This is a genomic window from Christensenella hongkongensis, assembly GCF_000981035.1.
Lineage (GTDB): Bacteria > Bacillota > Clostridia > Christensenellales > Christensenellaceae > Christensenella > Christensenella hongkongensis.
In genome coordinates this window covers 17864-41856 of record NZ_LAYJ01000088.1, presented here as the reverse complement: position 1 = coordinate 41856, position 23993 = coordinate 17864, and the positions used below count along the sequence as shown (strand labels likewise).

Genomic DNA, 23993 nt, shown 5'->3' with positions numbered 1-23993 from the left:
GCGTAAGCGCGGGAGCAATTATCCCCGGTTTGCCATGCCGTACAAGGTAACCTTTTGTGAATACTATAACTGTCTGTTGTAGCACACCGCGGGGTGTGTTATTTTTATGGAAAAACCGCAGTTTGAGCCACAAAAAAAGGCTGCTTCCTGCGGTATTTTTATGCCCGTTTTCAATTTTCGCTGAATCAACAAGGAGATTCCGGATGATGAATTTAACAGACTACGGTCTGACGCCAAATATGCTGCAGGAACCGATCAAGGGGATTCCGGCAAGAGTAACTGCCGTCCATAAGGAGCGGTATGCCCTCATATGCGGGCACGGAGAGCTCTATGGAAGGCTGAAAGCAAGCGTTTATTATGGAAAAGGCGGGGAGAGCTTCCCCACAGTGGGGGATTTTGTGCAGATCGACTATGTACCGGACGGAGACAGCCGGATTATCGGCACGTTACCCCGCAGGACATATTTTTCCCGCAGGGATCCTACGCCCGGGCGTGGCGAACAGGCGGTCGCCGCTAACTTTGACTATGTTTTTATCATGCAGTCCTTAAACCATGATTTCAATCCAAAACGTTTGGAGCGGTATTTGACGCTATCCCGGCAATCAAACGCAATCCCTGTCATCCTGTTGACCAAGGCAGATTTGGCGGAAGACCACAGCAGCTACCTGCGCGCCGTTCAGAGGGTAGCCGCAGGAGTGGATGCGTTTGCAGTCAGTACGAAAACGGGCTTTGGCTTCGATGTGTTGGCGGACTACCTGAAGCCGCGCAAAACGATTGTGCTTCTCGGCTCGTCGGGGGTGGGAAAGTCAAGCCTGCTAAACAGGCTTTCAGGTAAGACGGTTATGGCGGTAAATGATATCAGGAAGAGCGACGGCAAGGGCCGTCACACCACCACTGCCCGTCAGCTTTTTATGCTGGAAAGCGGCGTGATGGTGATCGATACGCCCGGTATGCGCGAGCTTGGCATGTGGGATGTGAGGGCAGGGCTTGACGAGGCGTTTGCAGATGTGGAGCAGTACCTCGGCAGGTGCAAATTTGCCGATTGCAGCCACCAGAGCGAGCCGGGCTGTGCGGTCAAAGCGGCGATTGCAAAGGGAGAGCTGTCCCTGAAACGATGGGAGAGTTATGTTGCGCTGAAAGCTGAAGCCAGGTATTCTGACGATAAAGAAACGTATCTGAAACAGAAAAAACAGCGGTATAAAGAAATCGCCCAAATTGTAAGGCAGGCCCAAAAAACGGATTACTGCCACACGCCCTGTATGGAAACATTTACCTGCAAGGTGTGCGGGACGCATGTCACTGCTGAAGGCGCGGGCAGCGGACACCGCAACCATTGCCCAAACTGTTTATCCAGTATCCATGTGGATAACGAACCGGGAGACAGGGCTTCGCTGTGCCATGGGGTGATGGAGGCAATCGGTGTCTGGGTACGTAAAAATGGCGAATGGGCGCTGATTCACCGCTGCAGGACGTGCGGCGCACTCAGCTCAAACAGGATAGCCGCGGACGATAATCCCACCTTACTGATGTCAATCGCGGTAAAACCGCTGGCGCTGCCGCCCTTTCCGCTTGACAGGATGGGAAAGCACACTTAGGCGGCTAAAAGTCCAGATGTCCGGCAAAAAAGCCAATGGAAATTTCCATTGGCTTTTTGATTTCACCCGGGAATTTTTTATGTTTGGGGTTTACGGTCAAAATAAGGCGATTTTCCTGTCGCGGAAAGCGGAATGCCCAAAATGACTTTGACTCTGTCGCCCATAAGCTTCAGGGAAAGGGCGGCCCTTCCCGCTGAAAAAATAATGCGATTATCAATACGCGCGTCGGCGGCAACGCCTGCGGCGGAACCGGCAGCAATCCCAAGATCGATATTATCGTACGCGCATACGCCGTTTTGCTGTGCGCATTCCGCACAATTTTTGTGGTTACAGTACTGGCAGCCTTCATTCAGACCGCGCTGCTGGTAGGTTGTACCAATGAGCACAATCGCGTGGCTGTCGCGGACATTGCCAGCGTCGCGTTTCAGGAAGGGATAATCGAGAATGGGTGCAAGACGGTCCATTTCGTCTGCAAGCGCGTCTTTTTCAGTGCCGGTCAGGATACAGGTCTGGATAAAATCAAGTCCGCGTGTTTTGGGGGCGGTCCTTGCCGCTGCACACATCTTTTGTGCTACGGCAAGGATAGCGGTTTCCTCGGCGGTTTTGGAATTGATGATCATGATTACACTCTCTCCTTTTCGTGTGATTGGGACGCATATGGCAGATTTTTCCGCCACTGCGCAGGAAGGGCCTTTATTGCACGCGCGTCATGCGCTGCGTTTTACTTATTTGCTGTAAAATTCGTCTTCGTCTCCGGTGAAGGAGGCAAACCGCGGATCGTCTTTGAGCGCTCTGATTTCCTCGCGGCTCATAACGCTGTTTGTACCAAGGCACGCCGTACAGCGCGACTGGCAGTTTGGGCAGACACAGCCTAGGGTAAGGTCCTCTGCATGTACCATATAAACTCCGCACTGCGCACATTCACATCTCATTTACCAATTCTCCCTTTTTTGTATATATAACATGATAGGCACAAAAAAGACGGATGTCAAACTAATTTGACATCCGTCCTGCATTACTTACTGTTCGATGATGCTGCCGTCCGTATCTATGACGGTAACATTCCACGGGATCATCTTGCCGGAAGCGCGCAGCGCGTCTGTGACCGCCTTCTGTATGCCTCCGCAGCATGGAACCGACATCCGTACCACTGTGACGCTTTTGATGTCGTTTTCTTTCAGGATTTGCGTCAGCTTTTCCGCGTAATCCACGTCGTCAAGCTTGGGGCAGCCGATGAGCGTAATTTTTCCGCGAATAAAATCGTTGTGGAAGTTCCCGTAGGAAAACGCCGTGCAGTCTGCCGCAATCAGCAGGTGGGCCCCATTAAAGTACGGCGCGTTTACCGGAACCAGTTTGATCTGCACCGGCCACTGCGAAAGCTGGGAATCCATTTCGGCAGAAGCTGCGGGCGCTGCCGGGGTTTTCGCCGGTGCGCTGCGCTCGATGACCTTGGAATTGGAGCCCGGACACCCGCAGGGCAGCGGCGCCTTCTGTGATTGCGCTGCCTGCATATTTTTCTTTACCGCTTCTTCGTCAAAGGCAGCGGCTTCACGCTGCTCGAAGGTGATCGCATCTGTGGGGCAAACGGGCAGGCAGTTTCCAAGTCCGTCGCAATAATCGTCGCGCAGCAGCTTTGCCTTTCCATCCACAAGGCCAATCGCCCCTTCCTGGCAGGCGGATACGCACAAACCGCAGCCGTTGCATTTTTCTTCATCTATCGTTATAATTTTCCGTTTCATACCATTACCTCGTTCTTTGTTTTGTTATAATTATCATACCAAAACAGAAAATAAATGATGTTGCATTTGCAACAAAATTTAGATAGGAAAGAATATTTACTGCTTTTTGACAAATTTTTTCGCCATTGGTTTTTCGGCGATTTTACGAAAGCCTTCGCCGCTGATTTCGCCCGCGTCGCCAACGATGATAAATGCGTCCGGATCGATCTCGTGGATGAGGTGGTAGATTTTATAAACCTCCTGCCTGCGCACCGCGCACAAAAGAACCTCGCCCTCCACGCCGCTGTAGCCGCCGCGCGATTTGAGCGCAGTCACACCGCGCTCCATTTTATTGAGTATGCTGTCTGCGATTTCCTTATTTTTGGGGGAAACAATAAACATCATTTTCCCGGTGCCAATGCTGGTGCCATATAAAATCGCGTCGATTACCCACGAAGTGATGAAGATCACAATCATAGCGTAAAGCGGGCTTTCAAAATCCTGGTAAACCCATGCGGAGACCAGTACGACGATCACATCCAGCACAAGGATCAGCTTGCCGATGGATATGTGGGGAAATTTGATTGCGATGAGGTTTGCCGCAAGCTCGGTGCCGCCGGAGGTGCCGCCGCGTACCAATATGAGCGCGAGCCCCACGCCGGAAAGCAGGCCGCCGAATACGACCGTAATGAGCGGTTCGCCGTGATACTGTGGGAAGATTCCTGATGTAATATCGATCACCACAGAGGACAGAGCCGTAGCGATGATTGTCTTGATGATGAACTTCCAGCCAAAATACAGGAAGCCAAGGATAAAAAGCGGAATATTGGTCACGAGGATCATGGTACCGATTGGCAGGCCAAATACATAATTAAGCATTGTCGCAACGCCGGTAAGCCCACCTGGAGCGATGTTGTTGGGCGCTGTGAATGTGTTGATTGCAAGGGCGTAAATCAGGCTGCCCAGGAAAAACAACAGTCCGTCGAGCACGAAGCCTTTTATCTTTTTGGAACGCGCAATATCCATTTTGATCCCTCTTTTCATCCTTTGTGATATTATTATACGCCCAATCGCACCCGGTTCAAACGAAACTTTATTAAAGTTGTATAAAGATTTCAGCGCGCAGGAGACTGTTTTTTGACAGGACGGTGTGGAGCGCTTATGGAGCGCGGAGGAGAATAAAAATAGATTTCATGACATTGTTTCAATGGAAAAAGTAAGGCGCGGCTTTGGATGAATCCTTTTATATAGCGAAAAAAGGAACGCATTACATCGTATAAAAAATATTATTTTCAAAGAGAAAATAATTATTGACAAATGAAAAGCGAAGCGTTATGATAAAATCACAATCAGGGAAAAACATAATTGTATTACAAAGCAAAAAACATTTAAAATTTTTACAGTCAAAGGCGACCAAAAAAGAATACTTTTTCGTTCGTTTTATTATTACGCCCACAGCGCCCGTTTGGGCGTTTTTTTTGTGCTTTTTTCCATGAGCGAAAAAGTATAGTTTTCAATTATGGATCGCTTTCTATGAAACCGGCCTTTATGCCGGCATCAAAACAGCAGTTGAAAACAGCGGGGAATAAGCATGAATATGAACAGAGCAGGCCTCTCAGATAAAGACCGTAACCAGCTTCAGGTACTCAACGCCCTGATTGGCAGCAGGGAAATATCAGCGATTGACGTAACGGCAAAAACAAAGCTGAGCCCGGCTACGGTCAGCCGGATTTTTAAAAGCCTGCAGGAAAAGGATCTCATCCGTTATATTGGAAAGGAAAAAACAGGAAAGGGCAGGAGCCCGGAGCTGTTTTGCTTCAATGGTGAATACGGATATCTGCTGCATTACAACATTACGCCTATGGTGGTTTATGGGTATATCGCGAACCTCAACGGAACAGTCCTCGGGCGGTACAGTGTGAAGTACGATCCGCAGGGAACGCTCGAGCAACTGCTTGTGATACTCGAAAACATCAAAAACGAGCTGCTCCGGGACAGGAACCAGAGAAACAAGGGAATTCTGGCGGCGGACTTTGCAGTACCCGGCGTAATCAACAAGAACCAAAGGACTATCCATACCATACCCGACGTCTGTATGCTCAGCGATACAAAGCTGATCGATTATGCGGAACGCATTCTGGGCGTGCCCGTGATTGCAAACAATGTATCATGGCTTTCAGCGGTGGGCGAAAAAGCGGAGGTTTATCCGTTTGTGGAAAATCTTGTATACATCATGCTGACGTCTTCCATGGGAATCGGTATGGGGGTGATTGTAAATAACAAGCTTGTAACGGGAAATAAAAACTATGCGGGCGAGATTGGACAGACAGCGTCCCTTGGAACGCGCAGCATGGAGGAATATATCAGCGGAAAAGGTCAGGTAGAGCACCTTGCGGGCCTGCAAATGCTGATCGAAAAGGCACAATCAGCGCTCGCGGAGGGAAAGGCTTCTATATTAAAAAACCTGATGGAGAAAAGGAGGGAGGAAAAAATTACACTCGCGCTGCTGGAAGAAGCGGCAAAGCATCATGACAAAGATATTGAAATCATATTGGAAGAAACAATAAAAATGTGGGCAATGCTCGCGATCAATGTTGATTTGATGATCAATCCGGAAATTATCGTTTTGGGGGGAAGCATATCAAAAGAAAACCAATACATTTGCAACGCGCTGGATCGGCAGTTTAGTCAACTGGGATTGTTCAAACCCGAAATCAGATACAGTATTTGCGGAGAAAACGCACAGCTTTTGGGAGGGATCCAAATGTTAAAAGAGTATGTACATGATAATATCATTCTTCAGGAAGTAATCCAATAAGCAAGTAACAATTTAAAATGTTTTTTGTCCTGTATTGAAAGGAAGTTTATTTCGTGTTGCCTTTTTTGAGGGAACGGTTTCAAAAATACGGTTTAAGGAGTGGTAGAAAATGATTTTTAATTCAGTATCAATCAACGCAGAAGAAGGAAAGCTTAAATCAAACGCAAAAAATGGATTTTCCAGGTTCACAAAAAATTATGCCATTGTGATCGCAATTCTGGTGCTGGGAGTAGTATTTGCGTTTTCATCCGAGTACTTCCTCACCTACAGCAACATCAGGAACATATTTATCCAGAGCAGCGCGCTTGCGATTGTTGCGATTGGCCAGGCGTTCATCATCCTGACTGGCGATTTTGACCTGTCGCTTGGACAAAACCTGTGCTTTACAAGCTGCGTGGCGGCATGGATGATGAAATTTGGCGAGGTAAACCCGTGGATTGCCGTTATTACAGCGCTTGCGCTTGGATGCGCGGTGGGCGCGACAAATGGATTTTTGATCGCTTATTGCAAAATACCATGCTTTGTGGCGACGCTCGGAATGCAGATGGTGTGCACCGGCCTTGCGAGAATCGTGACCAACGCATCGCCCATACCGTCTATGCCCCAGGAAATTGAGTTTTTCGGCAGAGGATTTGTAGGCGGCGCAGAATGGGGGATACCGATTTGCGTGATCATTATGATCGCCTTGTATGTCATATTTTCATTCGTAGCCAGACGTACACGAATGGGACGAAATGTATATGCGATCGGCGGGAGTAACGAGGCCGCTTACTTTGCAGGCATTAACGTCAAAAAATACAAAACAATCGTTTATGTGCTGGGCGGCGGTATTGCGGCATTCGGCGGCATCATCCTTCTTTCAAGGCTGGATTCGGCGGCTGTTACAAACGGTAACCTGTACGAGTTTGATACGATCATATCATGTGTTATTGGCGGAGTAAGCCTTGCAGGCGGTAAAGGAAAAATCGTACAGGCGCTCTTTGGAGCCATATTCCTGACGTTGTTCTTCAACGGCATGACAATGCTCAATGTGCATCCGTTCGTACAGTTTGTCCTAAAAGGCGTTGTACTCATTGGCGCGGTGGCGATTGACGTAATCAGGAATAAGCGCAACAAATAATACTCTTTGGAAAGGCGGACAGTATGGATAATAATATTTTGGTTTTGGAACACGTATCCAAGGTCTTTCCCGGCGTAAAGGCGCTTGATGATGTGAGCTTTGCTGTGCAGCGTGGAACGGTGCACGCGCTGGTGGGAGAAAACGGCGCCGGGAAATCGACGCTGATCAAGATACTCGCAGGAATCTACCGTGCGGACGAAGGGCAGGTTATTTTAAACGGGGAAGCGGAGCGTTTCAATACGCCGCATGAATCCCAGATGAAAGGGATCAGCGTCGTACATCAGGAATTGAAGCTTTCGGAAACGCTTACGGTGGCAGAAAATATATTTCTTGGAAATCTGATCTATAAAAAAGGCCTGGTGGACTGGAGCACGATGCGCAGGAGAGCACAGGAAATGATGGATGAGCTGGGCATCGATATCGATGTGGACGCTGTGGTGGAGGACATTTCCGTCGCCAAAAAACAGATCGTTGAAATCTGTAAGGCGATCAACATCAACTGCAGCCTGCTGATTATGGACGAGCCGTCTGCCACGCTCACCACGCGGGAACAGACGATTATGTTTGACATCATCCGCAAGCTTAAAGCGGAGGGGATGACCATCATCTATATCTCGCACAGGCTGGAGGAGATTTTTGATCTGGCGGACAATGCGACCGTACTGCGTGACGGCAGGCAGATCGATACCTTTCCGGTAGCGGACGTCGACCGGAAAAAGCTGATTTCCCTCATGGTGGGACGCGAGCTTGTGAACGAATATCCCAAAGCCGAGGTTGAACCGGGAGAGACAGTGCTTGAGGTAAAGGGATTAAACCGCAAGGGGGTGCTCGAGGACATCAGCTTTCATGTGAGCGCGGGCGAGATACTTGGATTTGCGGGGCTTGTGGGTTCAGGCAGGACGGAGGTCGCGCGGGCAGTACTTGGAATCGATAAGATAGACAGCGGCGAGGTGTTGCTCAACGGAAAGCCTGTTCACCAAAAGAGCTTTCAGGATGCGATTGCAAACGGGTTTGGGCTTGTGCCGGAAGACAGGAAGGAGCAGGGGCTTGTACAGATCCTGTCCGTAAAGGAAAACATTTCCATGGTCAAGATGGAGAATATCATAAAGCATGGCGTGGTGATGCCGTCGCTCGAAGATAAATACGGCAGGGAATATGTGGATAAGCTTAACATATCCACGCCGTCGCTCGATACGGAGGTGCAGTACCTTTCAGGCGGAAACCAGCAGAAGGTGGTCATTGCAAAATGGATTATGCAGCAGAGCAACATTATTTTTATGGACGAGCCCACGCGCGGCGTGGACGTAGGGGCAAAGGCAGAGATTTATGAGCTGATGAACGAGATGGTGAAAAGCGGAAAATCAATCATTATGATTTCGTCAGAGCTGCCTGAAATACTTGGGATGAGCGACCGCGTGATGGTAATGCACGACGGCAAAATTGCCGGCGAACTCACAAGGGAAGAAGCCACGCAGGAAAAAATCATGACAATGTGCGTTNAGGGAACAGGCGCATAATAATTTAAATCGGAAACCGATTTAAAAATAAAAGAATCTTAAGGAGGAAGAAAAATGAAGAAAGTATCGATTGTTGCACTGGTTCTGGCAATCCTGATGACGGTTTCGCTGTTTGGGTGCAGCGCGCCCGCAGAATCATCCGCCCCGGCGGCAAGTGACAGCGCGGCTCCGACGGCAGATGACAGTTCAGCTCCGGCGGCGGATGGCAGCGCGGCCCCTGCGGAAAGCTTGGACGCTTCCAAGGTTTCGGATGCGGTTAAGGGAAAACGCCTTGCAGTCGCTCATATCTCGATCTATGACGAGTGGTGCAAGGCTGTCTACGACGAGCTGATGGTACAGGCGCCGGAAATGGGCTTCAGCGAAGTCAATATCCAGGACGGCGACATCAACGCAGAAACACAGCAGAAGCAGGTGGAGGATTTTATCAACCAGCAATACGACATGATCCTCATCGATCCGGTTTCACCGGACGGCATCCAGCCCACACTCGATAAAGCGGAGGCGGCAGGAATTCCTGTAATCGCGTTCGACTCGGGTACAGACTGGGAGGATCTCGTTTCACACATCGCATGGGATCACGCGCAGACGGGCGTGCTCACGGGTGAATATGTAGCGGATTATGCAAAAGAAAATCTTGGCGGAAAGCTGCGGGTAGGCGTGCTTGCCATGCTCGACGCGCCGCATACGTCGATCCGTTCCGAAAAATTCAAAGAAACGATTGAAAAAGAACTGGGAAAAGAAAACATCGAATATGTGTTTGACCAGGATTTCGGTAAAACGCGTGAAAGCGCTGCCAATATCGTGACGAACAACATTGCAAAGCCTGTTGATATTATCTGGGCGGCAGTGGGCAACGCGGCGTTTGGCGCAAAATCCGCACTCGAAACAGCGGGCGTTACAGGTCCGAAAATCGTGGTAGCCGGCGACTGGGGAGCAGAACCCTTCAATGCGATCAACGACGGCGATCCTTATTACATGATGTGTGTTGCAGTACCTCCGGCAAACATTGTGGAGACGACGCTTGACACAGCGAAGAAATACTTTGAGGGAGATACGGATATTCCCAAAGAGCAGAACATCGAGCTTGGCATCGTGGATAAAAACAACATCAGCGAATATATGAAATACGTCCAGTAGCACAGATAGAAAGAGCGTTCCGCCGCAATTTGCGGCGGAACGCAAAATAAAAAACAAATGCAGGTAAAAGCATTGGCCTATGTGCAGGAAGGCATGGGAGGATATCCCTGCCCAAACGATTTGAATTGCGGTAATGGCCGCAATGGTTTCAGGCAGAAACAGGGGAGAACAGGAAATGACAAAAGAAAGAATGACCATTCCAAGAAACGAATATGACGAGCGTATTTCCAAAATACAGGAAGCGATGAAAGAGCAGGATATCGACCTTCTGATCACGCATGCCTGTGAATGCGAAAGCGCTACGGTAAGATATTTATCCAATTTCTGGGCAGTGTTTGATTTTGTAGGGATACTGGTTCCGCGGGAAGGGAAACCGATCCTGCTTACCGGAGGGCCGGAGTCTTATGACTTTGCAGTACAGTTTGCACAGACGGGCGATGTTCGAATCCATCCGATGTATGTGGAAACGAGCGCCCCGGAATGGGATAAGCCGACGAACGCCTGCAACTACCAGATGATACTCGACGAGATAAGGGAACGTTTCCCAATCAAAAAGATCGGTGTTGCAAATGTGAATACCATTCCGCACGAAATTATGAAAGACCTGATTTCCGGCGCGCAGGGGGCGCAGATCGTGCCTGCGGAGGAGCTGGTGATGAAGGTGCGCAGGTATAAGAGCGCAAATGAAATTATGATGCTGCGCGAGGCATACCGTATCACGGAAGAAGCAATGAAGGAAGCGGCGGAGATGATTCGCCCCGGCGTGCGCGAATGGGAGATCGAGGCCGCGTGGCGCGCGGCGGCATACCGGATGGGCGCGGAGGGCACGGGGTATCCGATTTGGGTGACGTCCGGCCCGGCGACTTATCAGAGCCTGTGCAAATCCACAGAGCGGGTGATTGGTGAAAACGAGATGGTACAGCTCACCTTTGGCGCAAAGTACGGCGGATACTGCGGGAATCTGGTTCGCCCTGTAGTGCTTGGCAATTTGCCGCAGAAGCAGGAAGATATGATACGCGTCGCGCTTGATTGCCTGGGTGAAACAATCGATGTGATGAAGCCGGGAGTGCCCTTTGCAAGCGTATACGATACGTTTCAGGCGAGGCTCAGAAAAGAGGGCTTTGAGGGCCTGACGCTGTACGGCCCTGCGCACGGAACGGGAATGCAGGAATGCGAAGGGCCGTGGGTGGATAACCGTACCGGCATGGTTTTGGAACCCAATATGGTGTTCAACGTAGATATCTGGATCGCGGATAACGAATTCGGCGTGCGGTTTGAAGATGGAGTCCTTGTGACGGAAACAGGACTCGAGCAGCTCACGACATGGAACAGGGGCGCTATCCGGAAATAGAGGCGTGAAATGGATAAAAAAAGTTATGATACGCAACTGGTACGGCTGACGCAGTCGCTCGTAAATATTGAGACGGAAAACAGGCCGCCGGATGGGCATGAAAAAGAGGGACAGGAGTACGTGAAGCGGTATCTCCTGGGGCTGGGGATGGAGGTTACGGAGCTGTCCCCGCCGGAGGTGCCGGGTTTTGAACAAAACGAGGCGTTTTTGCACGACAGGAATTATGAGGGAAGAAGCAATGTGATTGGCATCTGGAAGGGAAGCGGCGGCGGACGTTCGCTGCTGCTGACCGGACATATGGACGTGGCGCCAAAGGAGCCGATGAACTGGACGGTGTGCGAGCCGTATGAAAGCGTGGTAAAGGAAGGGCGTATTTACGGCAGGGGTTCCGCGGACATGAAGGCAGGCCTGGCCTGTGCGCTTACGGCGCTGCGGGAGCTTAGGGAAAGCGGCTTTGTGCCAAAGGGCGATATCCTGTTTGAAAGCGTGGTGGACGAGGAATGCGCCGGGGCAAGCGGCACGCTCGCGTCGCGTATGATGGGCCACAATGCAGATTATGGAATTATACTCGAGCCAACCGGGCTTGCGATCTGCCCTGCATGCGTGGGCAGCCTGCTGTTCCGGCTTACCGTGAAGGGGATTGCCGGGATGCCGTACACGGGGGAAGAAATATCCAATACGGTATACGACATGAACGACCTGATTACCGTGCTGCGGGAATACGACCGGGAACGGATGAAGATACTCGAGAAGCCGGAGCTTTGGAAGGAAACGCCGCAGGATCCACAGCTTGTGGTCACAAAGCTAAAGGCAGGGGATATTACGCCCGGCGGACAGCTTTCCGCGCCCATAGACGCATGGATCGAAATTGTAATCCAGACGTATCCGAACGAAACGGAGCGTGAAGCCACAGATTATTTTCTGGATTATATCAACTCGCACTATAAAAAGCCGGAAATTTTGGAAATCCGGCAGGTATACCACTACTGCAAGGCCGCACAGTCTGAAGACAGCCTGGCCCTGCCGCTCCTTGCCGAAAAGGCTGCGCGGTATACAGGTAAAGCAAAGGTGTGCGGGGCGATGTTTTCCTGCGACCTGTTCGCTTTGAAGGAATATGGGAATATGCCTGCCGCCGTATTTGGGCCGGCGGGCGAAAAACTGCACGGGCCGGACGAGTGGGTGGACATTGAGAGCATGACGATCGTGAAAAACACATTGATCGATTTCATCAAAGAATGGTGCGGCTGAAAGCGGCACGGGAAAGAGAGGGCATACGGTTATGAATGTATTGGGACTGTGCGCGCATCCGGACGATTTGGACGGATGCTGCGGGGGAACGCTCGCAAAATATGCAAAGCTGGGGCATAAGGTTTTTATGTGCAATATTGCAAATGGAAATCTTGGACATAAAATCATTATGCCGGACGAGCTGAGTGCAATACGCAAAAAAGAAGCCGCGGCAGCAGCGGCGATCATTGGCGCGGAGCATTTTTGCCTCGATGTTGGCGACGCGATGGTGGATGCGGGAAACCGCGAAGTGCAGCTGCGCGTTGTGGAGGTGATCCGCAAAACACAGCCGGATGTGATTATTACGCATAATCCGGAGGATTATATGAGCGACCACAAGCAGGCGAGCGAGCTTGCCTACAACGCGAGCTTTATGGCGACGCTGCCGCACCTTGAAACGGAAAGCCCCAGCATCGACAAGGTCGCGCCGATCTTCTTTATGGAGACGCTGGCAGGCATCGGATTTATGCCCACGGAATATGTGGACATCACCGATACGCTGGAAACAAAGCTCAGGGCCATCGAGTGCCACGAGAGCCAGCTGAAATGGCTTAAGGAGCACGACGGAATCGATTTTGTGGAATTCCACGCTACATGCTCGCGCTTCCGCGGGCTGCAATGCGGAGCCCAGTATGCGGAGGGCTTCCGCAGGTACCAGGGATGGCCGAGAATGGATTGCAGACGTTTATTGCCTTAAAAGCGACAAATACAGAATGAGATAGGAGAAATGAAATGGATTTATTATCGACGATCAAGGGCTCTAATATGGAGCATTATTTTCCGGAGGGATGGGATCTCAAAAAAATAGACGAATGCTGCTCCCACGGCCCGCAGGAGGTTATGGAGCGGCAGAGCTTCTGGCACGAAGGCTTTGCGCCTGTGGAATGCGATAACGACATTACGTTCGGCATGATGATGGGGCACGAAATTGCCCATACGATCAGGCAGGCGAAGGAGAAAGGGAAAAAGCTGGCGCTGATCCTGCCTGTAGGGCCGATGGGGATGTATCGCTGGGCGGTCTATTTTTTGAAGCAATGGAATGTGGACTGCAGGCACGTATACGGCTTTAACATGGACGAATGGAGTGACGAAACAGGGACGACACTGCCCGCAACAGAAAAGGGATCGTTCCAGAATGCGATGGAAGAGGCGTTTTATGGGCCGCTCGGCGAACTTACCGTTCCGGAGAGCCAGCGCAATTTTGCCACAAAGGACAATTTACCGACCTATGCCGGGAAAATCGAAAAACTGAAGGCAGAGGGCGCGGAGCTTGTGACTGTGTTTGGCATTGGGCGCGTATTCCATATTGCCTTCTGGGAACCTCAATTTGCAGGCGAGTTTGATACGCTCGAAGAGTGGAAGGCGCAAACGCACCGTTTGGGAGCGCACCTGAATCCGCTTACGATCGAGCAAAACGCACTGCACAGCTTTAAAAGCAGGACGACGCTTGTGCCATGCTTTGCAAATACGATTGGGCCCGGATTGTTTCTGCAGTCCGACAGGATTATCGGCGGATGCGACGGCGCATACAGCCGCGGTATGATGTGGCAGGGTATGTCCTTTTGGGTGGCGCTGCGTTATGGGCCGGATAAATGGGTGCCGGCAAGCTTCATGCCGACCATGCCCGGAAAGCTCTTTTATATCAGGGACCTCGCGGGCCCGCTTACGGCGGACTGCAACTGAAAAGCGAGAAAGCTGAGAAGTATTTCCTCCTCCTGGCTCGGGCGATACGAAAAAAGGGCTGCCGCCTGAGCGGCAGCCCTTTGGCTTTGATTCGTGTATAATAGAAAGACAGGGGAATGTTATGAAGCTTGAATGCGGCGCTTGCAGCGGCAGCATAACGGGCCGTGACTGAAGAACGAAAAGGAGACGGACGATGAAGTATTTACAGGGAAAGCGCGGATATAACATTGCGCTGCGTGAAAAGGAGCTTCCAAAGCCGGAAGGAAATATGGTGCTCGTTAAGACGCTCGCGTGCGGCGTGTGCGGATCGGATATCCATATCCTGGAACGCATGGAGGAATATACGCCGATGGGGCATGAGATTTCTGCCGTTGTGACGGAGGTGGGAGCGTGTGTTACGAAGGTACAGCCGGGCGACCATGTTATTGTGGAGGATGTGACAATGTGCGGCACGTGCGAGGCCTGCAAAAATGGAAAAACACATTTGTGCCGCAATATGTATACGCTGGAAGGGCAGTCCGGCATGGGCGAATATTTGTGCGTCCATGAAAACATGCTGAACCGGTACGAAGGTATAGACGATATCGCCGCGTGCGTCACAGAGCCGCTTGCGGTGTGCCTGAATACATTTTTCGCGGCGCAGCTGCCGCCGGAAGGAAAGCTTGTCGTCATGGGGACCGGGATACTTGGTATTATGACAGCCGCACTTGCAAAGCATTATGGAGCGATGCGCGTTGTGTGCGTGGGTTCGCGCCCGCAGGGAAAGCGCAGCGCCGCAAGGAGCGCCGCAGCAAAAGAACTGGGAGCGGATGCGGTTTTTTATGCTTCAGAGCCGGACTATACCGGAAAAATAAAAGAGTATCTTGGCGGAGGGGCGGACGCAGTGATCGTTACCTCGCCGCCGAGGACTATCCCGGATGCAATGCAGCTTGCCGCCTATGGAGCCAACATTGTAAATATCGGGCTCGATTTTGGGGAAGGGGCTGTCGTGCCGATGAATATTGACGACCTTGTTTTTAACAAGAACAACATTATTTCGGTATTTGCAGAGCCTGCAAGGATGTTTCCGCTTAGTACAGACCTGATCAGGCGGCGGGTGATCGATGTGGAAAAGTTGATTACGCACAGGGTAAAAATCGAGGATACGGACGCGCTGAAAGAGATTTTTATGCAGGATAGCCCGGTGATAAAAGCGGTAATCGAGTTTCACAGCAATTTAACGTAAAGCAGGTTATACAAAACTTGCGATCAACCGTTTGTATATGCAGTTTATACCAAAAGCCTGCAACTGGCCTTTTGACAAATTGCTATAAAAAAGAACGGTGATTAACGGCTGCTGCATAAGACAGTATGAGTATTTGAAACGGTATGGCGGTTTTCCGCTATACCGTTTTTTCATTCTATATTTTGCGCCAAACATTCCAATACTTTTTTATTTGACATAATAAACTCCTTAATTATAAATAGCCACCATATAGTGGCATTGTAGCATGATTTGTCCTCTATAATTAAGATATAATTAGCAACTATGTGGTTGCGGAAAGAGGCAGTTATGCAAAAAGTAATACAAAATGCAAATTTTGGTCAAAACTTAAAAAAGATTCGTTCAGAACGGAGACTTTTCCAAAATGATCTTGTGAGCAGGATGCAGGTACTGGGAAGCACGATTTCCCGTAGCGGATATTCAAGGATTGAACTCGGAACACGCAATATAAAGGTGACGGATTTGGTTGCATTTCAGCAAGTTTGTAATGTGGATTTTGCGGAGTTCTTTAAAGGGATTGAGCCGCATGAATAAAAATATCTTAGTTCATGCAGGTTTTAAAAGATAATTTTAAGGTGCTTGCACCTGAAGCATCAAAAATGGGGGTTCAATGCGTAATATTGCAAAAGGCCAGTGACAATTTTGTCACCGGCCTTATTTTCAGATACTGCCTGGCAGTGATTCCTTTCGATTACTGTCCTGTGGATAGCACCCTTTTTTGGTACATTATATCAGGAATTTTTTGGGATTTTTTTCTGTTTGCCACTTACCCCGTCGATTTTTATTTTCACAATACCGGTCCGGCTGAGGGACTTTTTAACCGCATCGTCAAAACCTGCCATATTAGGGAGCGCATATTTCTCGCATATGAGCCGGAGCGCATGTATTTTTTCCGTATCGTCATCGACGACGGAAGCCTCCCCGTACAAAATCGCGCTTTGATAAGCGGTGGTAAAGTGCTCGGGGATTGCCTGAACGCCGTCCGCGCATACGAGGCATACGCGGGGCTGCTTTTTGATACAGTCAAGCTTTGTGCCTGAGAGCGCACAGTGAAAATAAACGACGTCGCCGTCCATGGCGGGCGAGAGCGGCACGGCATAGGGCTTTCCGTCCGGATCCACCATGGACATCACCATATATTCGCAATTCCGAAACAGGTCGAGCGCTTCCTCAGACGAGGTTTCGCGCTCTTTTCTTCTCATTTCACGCATACGTATGACCGCCTTTGTTTTTTCCCCAGTATACCATAAATATGATGGGTGGAAAAGCAAAACGAGGCTTTATAGCAATTTGTCAAAAGGCCAGTTACAGGCTTTGGTATCAATTTCATATGCAAGCGATTTATCATATGTTTTGCATAACCTGCATTCAGATCAATCGCTGCAGGCAAGTATCTTTTTGAGATCTTCCTCCGGCGTGGAGATTGGGCTGATATGGAATTTTTCTACAAGAATATCCAGTACGCCCGGCGAAACAAACGCAGGCAGGGAAGGCCCAAGGTAAATATTTTCAACGCCGAGCGAAAGCAGCGTCAACAGGATACAGACGGCCTTCTGCTCATACCAGGAAAGAACCATGGAAAGAGGCAGATCGTTTACGCCGCAATCGAAAGCGTCCGCAAGGGCAAGCGCTACCTGGATTGCTGAATACGCGTCGTTGCACTGGCCCATATCCATAATGCGCGGCAAGCCGGCCACCGTGCCAAGGTCAAGGTCGTTAAAGCGGTATTTGCCGCACGCAAGCGTCAGGATTACAGAATCCTCGGGCGTTTGTTTGACAAAATCCGTATAGTAATTGCGGCCCGGCTTTGCGCCGTCGCAGCCGCCCACCAAAAAGAAACGGCTGATTTTTCCGCTTTTCACAGCATCGATTACCTGGTCTGCCACGGAAAGCACGGTGTTCATGCCAAAGCCCGTTGTTAAGACGTGCCCGCCGTTGATACCGCTCATTTCGGTTTTTTGCGGATAGCCGCCCAATGCAAGCGCTTTTTCGATCACAGGGGTAAAATCCTTGTCCTCGCCGATGTGCGCCATTTGCGGATAGCCCACTACAGAGGTGGTAAATATCCGGTCGGAATAGGAAGAAAGCGGCGGCATCAGGCAGTTTGTCGTAAAGAGTACAGGCGCGGGTACGCCGTCAAATTCTTTTTTCTGGTTTTGCCATGCCGTACCGAAATTACCCTTCAGGTGCGAATATTTTTTAAGCTCCGGATAAGCGTGTGCGGGGAGCATTTCACCGTGGGTATAGATATTGACGCCCTTTCCTTCCGTCTGCTCGAGCAGGAGCTTGAGGTCGTGAAGGTCGTGGCCCGTGACAATGATAAAGGGGCCTGCTTCGATATCCGTGGATACTGTGGTGGGCTCGGGGTTGCCATACGCCCCTACGTTTGCGTCGTTGAGAAGCTCCATACATTTCAGGTTTACCTGCCCGCATTCCATTACGAGGGCGAGCCTTTCCTGGACGGAGTGCTCCAGCGCAAGCGAGGAAAGCCCGCGATAGAAGAAATCGTTTACTTCGCGGCTGGTTTTGCCAAGCACGCGCGCGTGGTGCGCATACGCCGCCATCCCACGCATACCAAATAACAGCAATGCCTGCAGGCTGCGCATATCCTCCTGATTGTGCCAGATTTGATCGGCAGAAAACTCACAGGTGCCGCCATGCTCGCGAATCAGCCGCCTGCCGCGTTCTACGAGGGACGTGATGTCATTGTTGTCAAAATTAACGTTGGTTACGGTCGTAAAAAGCCCGTCGACAAGGAACCGGTCTGTTTCCTCGTTATGATGGTCCTGCGCCGCACAGGCAAGCTCCACCATGACGGTGGTCAAATCATCCTGTAGATTCGCAGTATCGATTTTTTTGCCGCATACGCCGCCTGCCGTGCAGCCGGTTCCTTTTGCGGTCTGTTCACACTGAAAGCAAAACATTTCCATTTCATAATCCTCCTTTGAGATGGTAAGTAATAGATAAACCGATTGTTGATTTATGATCTTAAGAATAGTACAATACGGGAAAAGAATATGTTGCTTTTGCAACAAAAGGAGCCGTTGTGGAACAATATATTGAGGTTCTTCAAAAAAATGAACTTTTTCTGGAAACAAAAGAACAGGAAATCAGCGCTATGCTGGCCTGCCTTGGTTATTCGATCAGGAGCTACCCCAAGGGGGATATGGTATGGAACGTGGGAACGCACATAGAAAGCTTTGGGATCGTGCTCGAAGGCCAGGCGCAGGTGGTCAGGGAAGACTACTTTGGAAAACGCAGCATGATTGCGGCAATCCCGCAGGGCGGAATATTTGGAGAGGCGTTTGTATGCGCGGGAATCAGGGAAAGTCCTGTGGCGGTGGTAGCAGGACAGGATACGCGCGTGCTTTTTTTGAATGTTGATAAATTGCTTACAACATGCGAAAGTGCATGTGCTTTCCACAACGGGCTCATAAAACGGCTGGTACGTATGCTTGCCCGCAAAAATGTGGCGCTGAATGAAAAACTGGATTATCTGGGCAGACGTACAACGCGTGAAAAGCTGGGCGCATACCTTCTTGCGGAATATGGAAGGAAGAAATCAAATCCATTCTTACTTGACATCAACCGCAACGAACTTGCAGACTATTTGAGCGTAGACCGCAGCGCAATGTCGCGCGAGCTGTCCCGGATGCGGGAGGAAGGGCTGATCGATTATTGGAAAAACAGCTTTAAGATACTTGATTTTGAAGGATTCCAATAAACAATCCGGCAGGACAGCCGCTTTTTTTGCTTCTGCCCTTGAAAGTATATTCTGAACGGATTAAGATGAAAAGGAAGCTTGGATGGGAAGAGAAGTAAATTGAAAAATAACACGCATACAGTTCTAAAACGGTTTCAGAATTTCAGGTATGGGCTTATTTTGCAGGGTGTAATTGTAGGCGCGCTCGCAGGGCTTGTTTCCGTGCTGTTTCGTATTGTAATCGAGCATGCAAACGACCTGCTTTTTTTCGTGCTCGATTATGGGAACCAACTGGTTATGGTTAAGATCGCATGGTTTGCCGCCATTGCAATTTTGGCCCTGCTTGTAGCAAGGCTTGTGCGCTGGCAGCCTATGATCAGCGGCAGCGGAATTCCGCAGGTGGAGGGAGAACTGCACGGCGTATTCAGCCAGAACTGGTGGAAGGTATTGATCGCGAAATTTGTGGGCGGCGCGCTTGCGATTGGCGCGGGACTGTCGCTTGGGCGCGAAGGCCCGTCCATACAGCTTGGCGCAATGGCGGGTAAGGGATTTTCGCGTATTTCCAAACGCATCAAAATAGAAGAAAAGCTGTTGATGACGTGCGGGGCGAGCGCAGGACTTGCGGCGGCGTTCAACGCTCCCTTTGCAGGAGTCCTTTTTTCGCTTGAGGAGCTGCATAAAAGCTTTTCTGTCGAGGTACTTCTTTCCACGATGGCGGCGTCGGTGACGGCGGATTTTATTTCGAGGAACGTATTTGGACTCGCGCCGATTTTCAGCTTTGATATCACGCAGAATATTCCTCTTGACCTTTATTGGGTGGTTGTGGTTTTGGGCGTCGCTCTGGGCGCGGTGGGGGTATTTTACAATTTCTGCATCAAAAAATCACAGCAGTTGTATGGAAAGATCAAAAAAACCGAGGTTCGGCTGCTGATTCCGTTTTTATGCGCGGGCGTTTTGGGCTTTACATTCCCCGCAGTGCTTGGCGGCGGGAATTCACTGATCCCTATGCTGATCAGTGGGAAATTTGCGCTTGTTATGATATTCGCTGTGTTTGCAATCAAGTTTATTTTTTCGATGGTGAGTTTTGGCTCGGGAGCTCCGGGCGGCATTTTTTTGCCGCTGCTTGTGCTGGGAGCGCTCCTTGGCGGAGGCATTGGCACGGCGATGGTGCAGGTGTTCGGCGTGCCGCGCGAGCTGATCCAAAACTTTATCGTGCTTGCAATGGCAGGTTTTTTTGCGGCGATCGTAAGAGCGCCGATCACGGGCATCATATTGATCTGCGAGCTTACAGGATCGTTCACGCAGCTGCTGTCGGTAACGCTGGTTTCACTGATCGCTTATGTGATTGCGGATCTGCTGAAATCAAAACCAATTTATGAACAGCTTTTGGAGCGTATTATTGCAAGGCAGGACGAGGCGCAGTCTGCGCCGCAAAAGCAGGAGGTTAAAATACTGATTGAGCTGCCCGTACATTTTGGCACGCCGATCTGCATGAAAAAAATAAGCCAGATCGAATGGCCGGAAAACAGCCTGATCGTGGCGGTGAAACGAGGCAGCCATGAGATTATCCCCAAGGGTACGGTACGCATTCGCCCGGGGGATATCCTTGTCATATTATGCAATGAAGAAAATTCGTACCGGGTACGCGAAATGGTAACAAAGCTGTGCCAGACAGGATAACCATCAGGGATTTTTCTTTTTTGGAGAATAGATGTTTCGCTTGCAAAGGTACATTCGCTTATCTGCGCGGCGAAAGGCTGTGTTCAAATCCTCATCCTTTGCGGGATCGAAGAAAGAATAGCCAATCGCAAAAGAAGGAGAGAGGGTACCGTCGTTTTTCCTGAGATAGGGTTCTAATTTTTTGATGATAAAAGCAGCCTGCTTATCGCTGCATTCGAGCAGCGCGACAAATTCGTCTCCGCCAATGCGAAACAGTTGGCCGGAGCCGTTCACGATTTTTTGAAGCGTATCCGCGCTTTGCCTGATAAATTCATCTCCCGCAGTATGTCCCTGGGTATCGTTAACGAGCTTAAGGCCGTTCAGATCAATCATAACCACATAAACTCCGCGTCTTTCTATTGTGGAGAGAACGGATATCCTCTGCTCAAAGGAGGTGCGGTTGTCAAGACCGGTCAATTCGTCCGTGAACGCCATTCGTTTGAATACGGACTGGCGGCGCAGTTGCAGACGCACGTTTTTGGATTCTGTATTCCATAGATACAGCATGGAAAGCGTGAATGCGAGAAGGCCGATTTCGAGGACGGAGAAACGAAGAAAGTGGAACGAGAGCACATAATAAAGCACCATCTCAAGCGCGCCGCTGACTACGAGAATCGCCACGCCTGCCTTGAGGACAACCGGAATGGCGGCGTCTTTTTTCCAGAAGATACTGAAAAGCAGGAGAATCATATCGATTGCAAGAAGGGGATGGAAAACGATCAACGTTTTTGTAAAATCCACAATTTGAAGCGTATGCAGGATGCAAGCCCCAAAAAAGAAAACGGTGCCCACCACAAGCAGTGTGTTGAGGATGCGGGAATCATCCATATGAAACTGCTTTTTGACAAAGAAAATGACTGTAAGGGGCAGCAGGAAAAAGGAAAGAAAATCGATTGCGTTTACAACAAGCAGGTTATTGATAAAAATCTGAAGCAGGCCGGAGCGCGCGACCACCCACACGGCGGCACACAGCGCCATACATACGAACGCAGGGGTGCTGCGGTTTGAACCCGGCGCGCGAAAGCCCCGCGAGATGATGACGTATATAAATACTGCAAACAGGATAACAAAAGAAATAATTGTGAAAATATGCTGGCGGATAAAATATGTCAGGTAATCCGCGCCGGGCATGACCGTTGCATCGGTCAGGATAAACCCGTCCGAGCCTACGGGCAGATCAAAGACGATATGAACGGTATGTCCGCTTTCCGGAAGGGGAATAATATGATAGCCGCTGCCCACGGAGGAATAGCCCTGAGCGATTGCTTCCTGTCCGTATTGATAGATGAGGACGTCGTCAACATAGACAGAAAACGGAGCTGAATAAGCCTGCAGGCAAAGCGAGTTCCCGCTTAGGGTTTCGTCTGCAAACGCGTGACTGAGGGTGACTTTTTGATCTTCCGCGCCGGCATAGGAAACCGGCAGGTTTTGCTGCGAAATCTGGCCTTCCGCATCCATTGTCCAGCCGGAATCAAATGAAATACCATCACTATGAACGGTAGACGGAAGCAAAGCGCCGGCGTTGTAAACTAAAACGATGGCAATACAAACGACAACCAATATGCCAATCACAGTATATATTTTTTGGGAATGATATTCCTTAGTCATGAACACCAACTTTCAATCGAAATCAATCAGCTTTTATCAGAATATAATATAAATGCAGTATGGTAATATATTATCTGTAAACAATGGTAACTTTATTATGGATTATTCTACACTTTTTTCTCATGCAAGGCAACAAAAAACAACTATTTTGTATGCGCCAGAACCCACTGGGCAATATCGGTTATGACCTGCGGATCGACATTTGCCTTCCCGTCATATTCGTCAAGGCTTTTCTCGCCGCTGCTTTGCATAAACAGGTGGTTCAGGTTTGGATACAGCCTGAACTCAACGTTTGGCTTTCCGGCGAGCAGCGTTTTCCATTCGTTAAAATCTTTCTCCGGGTAGACCTGAAAATCCGCACCGCCCTGCAAAAACAGCATGGGAACAGAAAGCGATTTTGCGATATCAGGCGTATCGATACTGTTCAGGGAATACCAGTAATTACCGGGTGCGTTTAAAATAACGTTGGAGTCTCCCTGCTTTGCGTTTTTTGCCTGATCGATCAGGAGGTTGAGCTGCGCAACATAAGCGTCTTTTTTATCGCCTGTAAGTCCTTGTTTTTCGATTTCATCCATGCTCTGGTCAAATAAAATATCTTCCAGGGAACGTGGGGAGCCTGCGAGGGAAATCAGTCCGGCAAGCTCGTTTTGTTCTGTGATTTTGGGAGCAAGCATGCCGCCCAGACTATGGCCGAGTACATAAATATGATCCGGATCGACGCCTTGCGTGCTTTTCAAAAGCTGCGCGCCTGCCGCCGCGTCGTCCAGAACCTCATATTCTATGGTGAGCTTTTGCGGATCCTGCGGTTCATCAGGATATTGGAGCGTACGTTTGTTATACCGAAGCGAAGCGACGCCCTGCTCTGCAAGGCCGTGTGCAATATCCGCAAACGGCTGGTTGCCTGCCGCGCCGATCGTTTCGTTCATATCCTGCGCGCCGCTGCCGTGCACCATAAGGACGGCAGGATAATTGCCCGCTCCCTTAGGCAACGTAAGAATGCCGGAGAGGGCAAATTCACCTTCGCCTACAGAAACCTCTTTTTCTTCATAAGCATCCGTACTCTGCGTCTGGGTGGCCTTTGGAACATAGGTCAGCCAAAGACCGGAAATTTCATTCCTGGCATTGTATGTATAGCGTATCAGCAGTCCCTTATTCGTAAAATCACACACGACGTCTACAGTCGCCGCCGCGCCGGTTTGTGTTGCCGGGGAATCCGCAATCTGCTCAAAGCTGCCAAGCCCGGAGACCGTTTTATCCCAGCCTTCGCGAAGCGTCTGCGCACTGAGCTTCTCTGCAACGGCTTGCGCCACGCCCGAGGAAACGGTATCAAAATCGCCGTCTATCATATTTTGCGTATAGGCCCTGCTTTTTTCCTGAAGCGCCGGCAGGTCAAACGTAACGTCTGGAGCGGCGCATCCAAAAAGGCAAAAAAGGGCCGCAATCAAAAGCGCCAGCCACTTAATATGCTTCATA

The 23993-nt window shown here is 50.0% G+C and carries 21 protein-coding genes; 13 read left to right on the top strand and 8 right to left on the bottom strand.

What is annotated here, in order from left to right; genetic code table 11:
• Positions 1-203: 203 nt before the first annotated feature.
• Positions 204-1595, top strand: a complete 1392-nt coding sequence (gene rsgA / locus CHK_RS06560; protein WP_235843822.1) for a ribosome small subunit-dependent GTPase A — start codon at positions 204-206, stop codon at positions 1593-1595.
• Between the two features lie 77 nt (positions 1596-1672).
• Here the strand turns inward: rsgA and CHK_RS06555 are convergent, their stop codons facing one another.
• From CHK_RS06555 to CHK_RS06540, 4 genes are all read right to left on the bottom strand, one after another.
• The gene (locus CHK_RS06555; RefSeq protein ID WP_046443237.1) at positions 1673-2215 is read right to left on the bottom strand and encodes a ferredoxin domain-containing protein; all 543 of its coding nucleotides are present in this window, start codon (positions 2213-2215) and stop codon (positions 1673-1675) included.
• Between the two features lie 105 nt (positions 2216-2320).
• On the bottom strand, positions 2321-2527 hold the full coding sequence (locus CHK_RS06550; RefSeq protein ID WP_046443236.1) for a hypothetical protein: 207 nt from the start codon (positions 2525-2527) through the stop codon (positions 2321-2323).
• An 87-nt stretch (positions 2528-2614) separates the two neighbouring features.
• Positions 2615-3334 carry an ATP-binding protein gene (locus CHK_RS06545; protein ID WP_046443235.1) on the bottom strand — a complete coding sequence of 240 codons (720 nt, stop codon included), beginning with the start codon at positions 3332-3334 and terminating at the stop codon, positions 2615-2617.
• Positions 3335-3430: 96 nt separating this feature from the next.
• A complete protein-coding gene (locus tag CHK_RS06540) occupies positions 3431-4357 on the bottom strand; it encodes a YitT family protein (RefSeq protein WP_046443234.1) in 927 nt (308 codons plus the stop codon).
• Between the two features lie 547 nt (positions 4358-4904).
• On the opposite strand from CHK_RS06540, the gene CHK_RS06530 reads away from it, so the two are divergent.
• The 10 genes from CHK_RS06530 to CHK_RS06480 all read left to right on the top strand — a co-directional run bounded on the left by CHK_RS06530 (position 4905) and on the right by CHK_RS06480 (position 16024).
• Positions 4905-6131 carry an ROK family transcriptional regulator gene (locus tag CHK_RS06530; protein ID WP_046443232.1) on the top strand — a complete coding sequence of 409 codons (1227 nt, stop codon included), beginning with the start codon at positions 4905-4907 and terminating at the stop codon, positions 6129-6131.
• A gap of 109 nt (positions 6132-6240) precedes the next feature.
• Complete coding sequence (locus CHK_RS06525) at positions 6241-7251, top strand: ABC transporter permease (protein WP_052740426.1); 1011 nt, start codon at positions 6241-6243, stop codon at positions 7249-7251.
• A 23-nt stretch (positions 7252-7274) separates the two neighbouring features.
• Positions 7275-8768 (top strand): sugar ABC transporter ATP-binding protein, encoded by a 1494-nt coding sequence (locus tag CHK_RS06520; protein WP_046443231.1) that lies wholly within the window; start codon positions 7275-7277, stop codon positions 8766-8768.
• A gap of 54 nt (positions 8769-8822) precedes the next feature.
• Positions 8823-9905, top strand: a complete 1083-nt coding sequence (locus CHK_RS06515) for a sugar ABC transporter substrate-binding protein (protein ID WP_046443230.1) — start codon at positions 8823-8825, stop codon at positions 9903-9905.
• Between the two features lie 175 nt (positions 9906-10080).
• Entirely contained in the window at positions 10081-11256 is a 1176-nt protein-coding gene (locus CHK_RS06510) for a M24 family metallopeptidase (protein ID WP_160295602.1), read from the top strand.
• Between the two features lie 9 nt (positions 11257-11265).
• Positions 11266-12504, top strand: a complete 1239-nt coding sequence (locus CHK_RS06505) for a M20 family metallopeptidase (RefSeq protein WP_046443228.1) — start codon at positions 11266-11268, stop codon at positions 12502-12504.
• A 31-nt stretch (positions 12505-12535) separates the two neighbouring features.
• A complete protein-coding gene (locus tag CHK_RS06500; RefSeq protein WP_046443227.1) occupies positions 12536-13240 on the top strand; it encodes a PIG-L deacetylase family protein in 705 nt (234 codons plus the stop codon).
• Positions 13241-13275: 35 nt separating this feature from the next.
• Positions 13276-14226, top strand: coding sequence for a sugar phosphate isomerase family (locus CHK_RS06495; protein ID WP_046443226.1), 951 nt, complete (start codon positions 13276-13278; stop codon positions 14224-14226).
• A gap of 193 nt (positions 14227-14419) precedes the next feature.
• Positions 14420-15451, top strand: coding sequence for a zinc-dependent alcohol dehydrogenase (locus CHK_RS06490; protein ID WP_046443225.1), 1032 nt, complete (start codon positions 14420-14422; stop codon positions 15449-15451).
• A 327-nt stretch (positions 15452-15778) separates the two neighbouring features.
• Positions 15779-16024 carry a helix-turn-helix domain-containing protein gene (locus tag CHK_RS06480; protein WP_046443223.1) on the top strand — a complete coding sequence of 82 codons (246 nt, stop codon included), beginning with the start codon at positions 15779-15781 and terminating at the stop codon, positions 16022-16024.
• A 197-nt stretch (positions 16025-16221) separates the two neighbouring features.
• Here the strand turns inward: CHK_RS06480 and CHK_RS06475 are convergent, their stop codons facing one another.
• Both CHK_RS06475 and hcp read right to left on the bottom strand, forming a co-directional pair.
• Complete coding sequence (locus tag CHK_RS06475) at positions 16222-16701, bottom strand: pyridoxamine 5'-phosphate oxidase family protein (protein ID WP_052740425.1); 480 nt, start codon at positions 16699-16701, stop codon at positions 16222-16224.
• Positions 16702-16863: 162 nt separating this feature from the next.
• Positions 16864-18420 (bottom strand): hydroxylamine reductase, encoded by a 1557-nt coding sequence (hcp, locus tag CHK_RS06470; RefSeq protein ID WP_046443222.1) that lies wholly within the window; start codon positions 18418-18420, stop codon positions 16864-16866.
• 116 nt (positions 18421-18536) lie between these two features.
• Here hcp and CHK_RS06465 point away from each other — a divergent pair, with 116 nt between their 5' ends.
• Together CHK_RS06465 and CHK_RS06460 are read left to right on the top strand one after the other, a co-directional pair.
• Complete coding sequence (locus tag CHK_RS06465) at positions 18537-19214, top strand: Crp/Fnr family transcriptional regulator (protein ID WP_046443221.1); 678 nt, start codon at positions 18537-18539, stop codon at positions 19212-19214.
• Between the two features lie 99 nt (positions 19215-19313).
• Complete coding sequence (locus CHK_RS06460; RefSeq protein ID WP_046443220.1) at positions 19314-20873, top strand: ClC family H(+)/Cl(-) exchange transporter; 1560 nt, start codon at positions 19314-19316, stop codon at positions 20871-20873.
• Positions 20874-20876: 3 nt separating this feature from the next.
• Here the strand turns inward: CHK_RS06460 and CHK_RS06455 are convergent, their stop codons facing one another.
• Both CHK_RS06455 and CHK_RS06450 read right to left on the bottom strand, forming a co-directional pair.
• The gene (locus tag CHK_RS06455) at positions 20877-22520 is read right to left on the bottom strand and encodes a sensor domain-containing diguanylate cyclase (RefSeq protein ID WP_046443219.1); all 1644 of its coding nucleotides are present in this window, start codon (positions 22518-22520) and stop codon (positions 20877-20879) included.
• Positions 22521-22663: 143 nt separating this feature from the next.
• Positions 22664-23992 (bottom strand): alpha/beta hydrolase, encoded by a 1329-nt coding sequence (locus CHK_RS06450; RefSeq protein WP_052740424.1) that lies wholly within the window; start codon positions 23990-23992, stop codon positions 22664-22666.
• Position 23993: the final 1 nt, after the last annotated feature.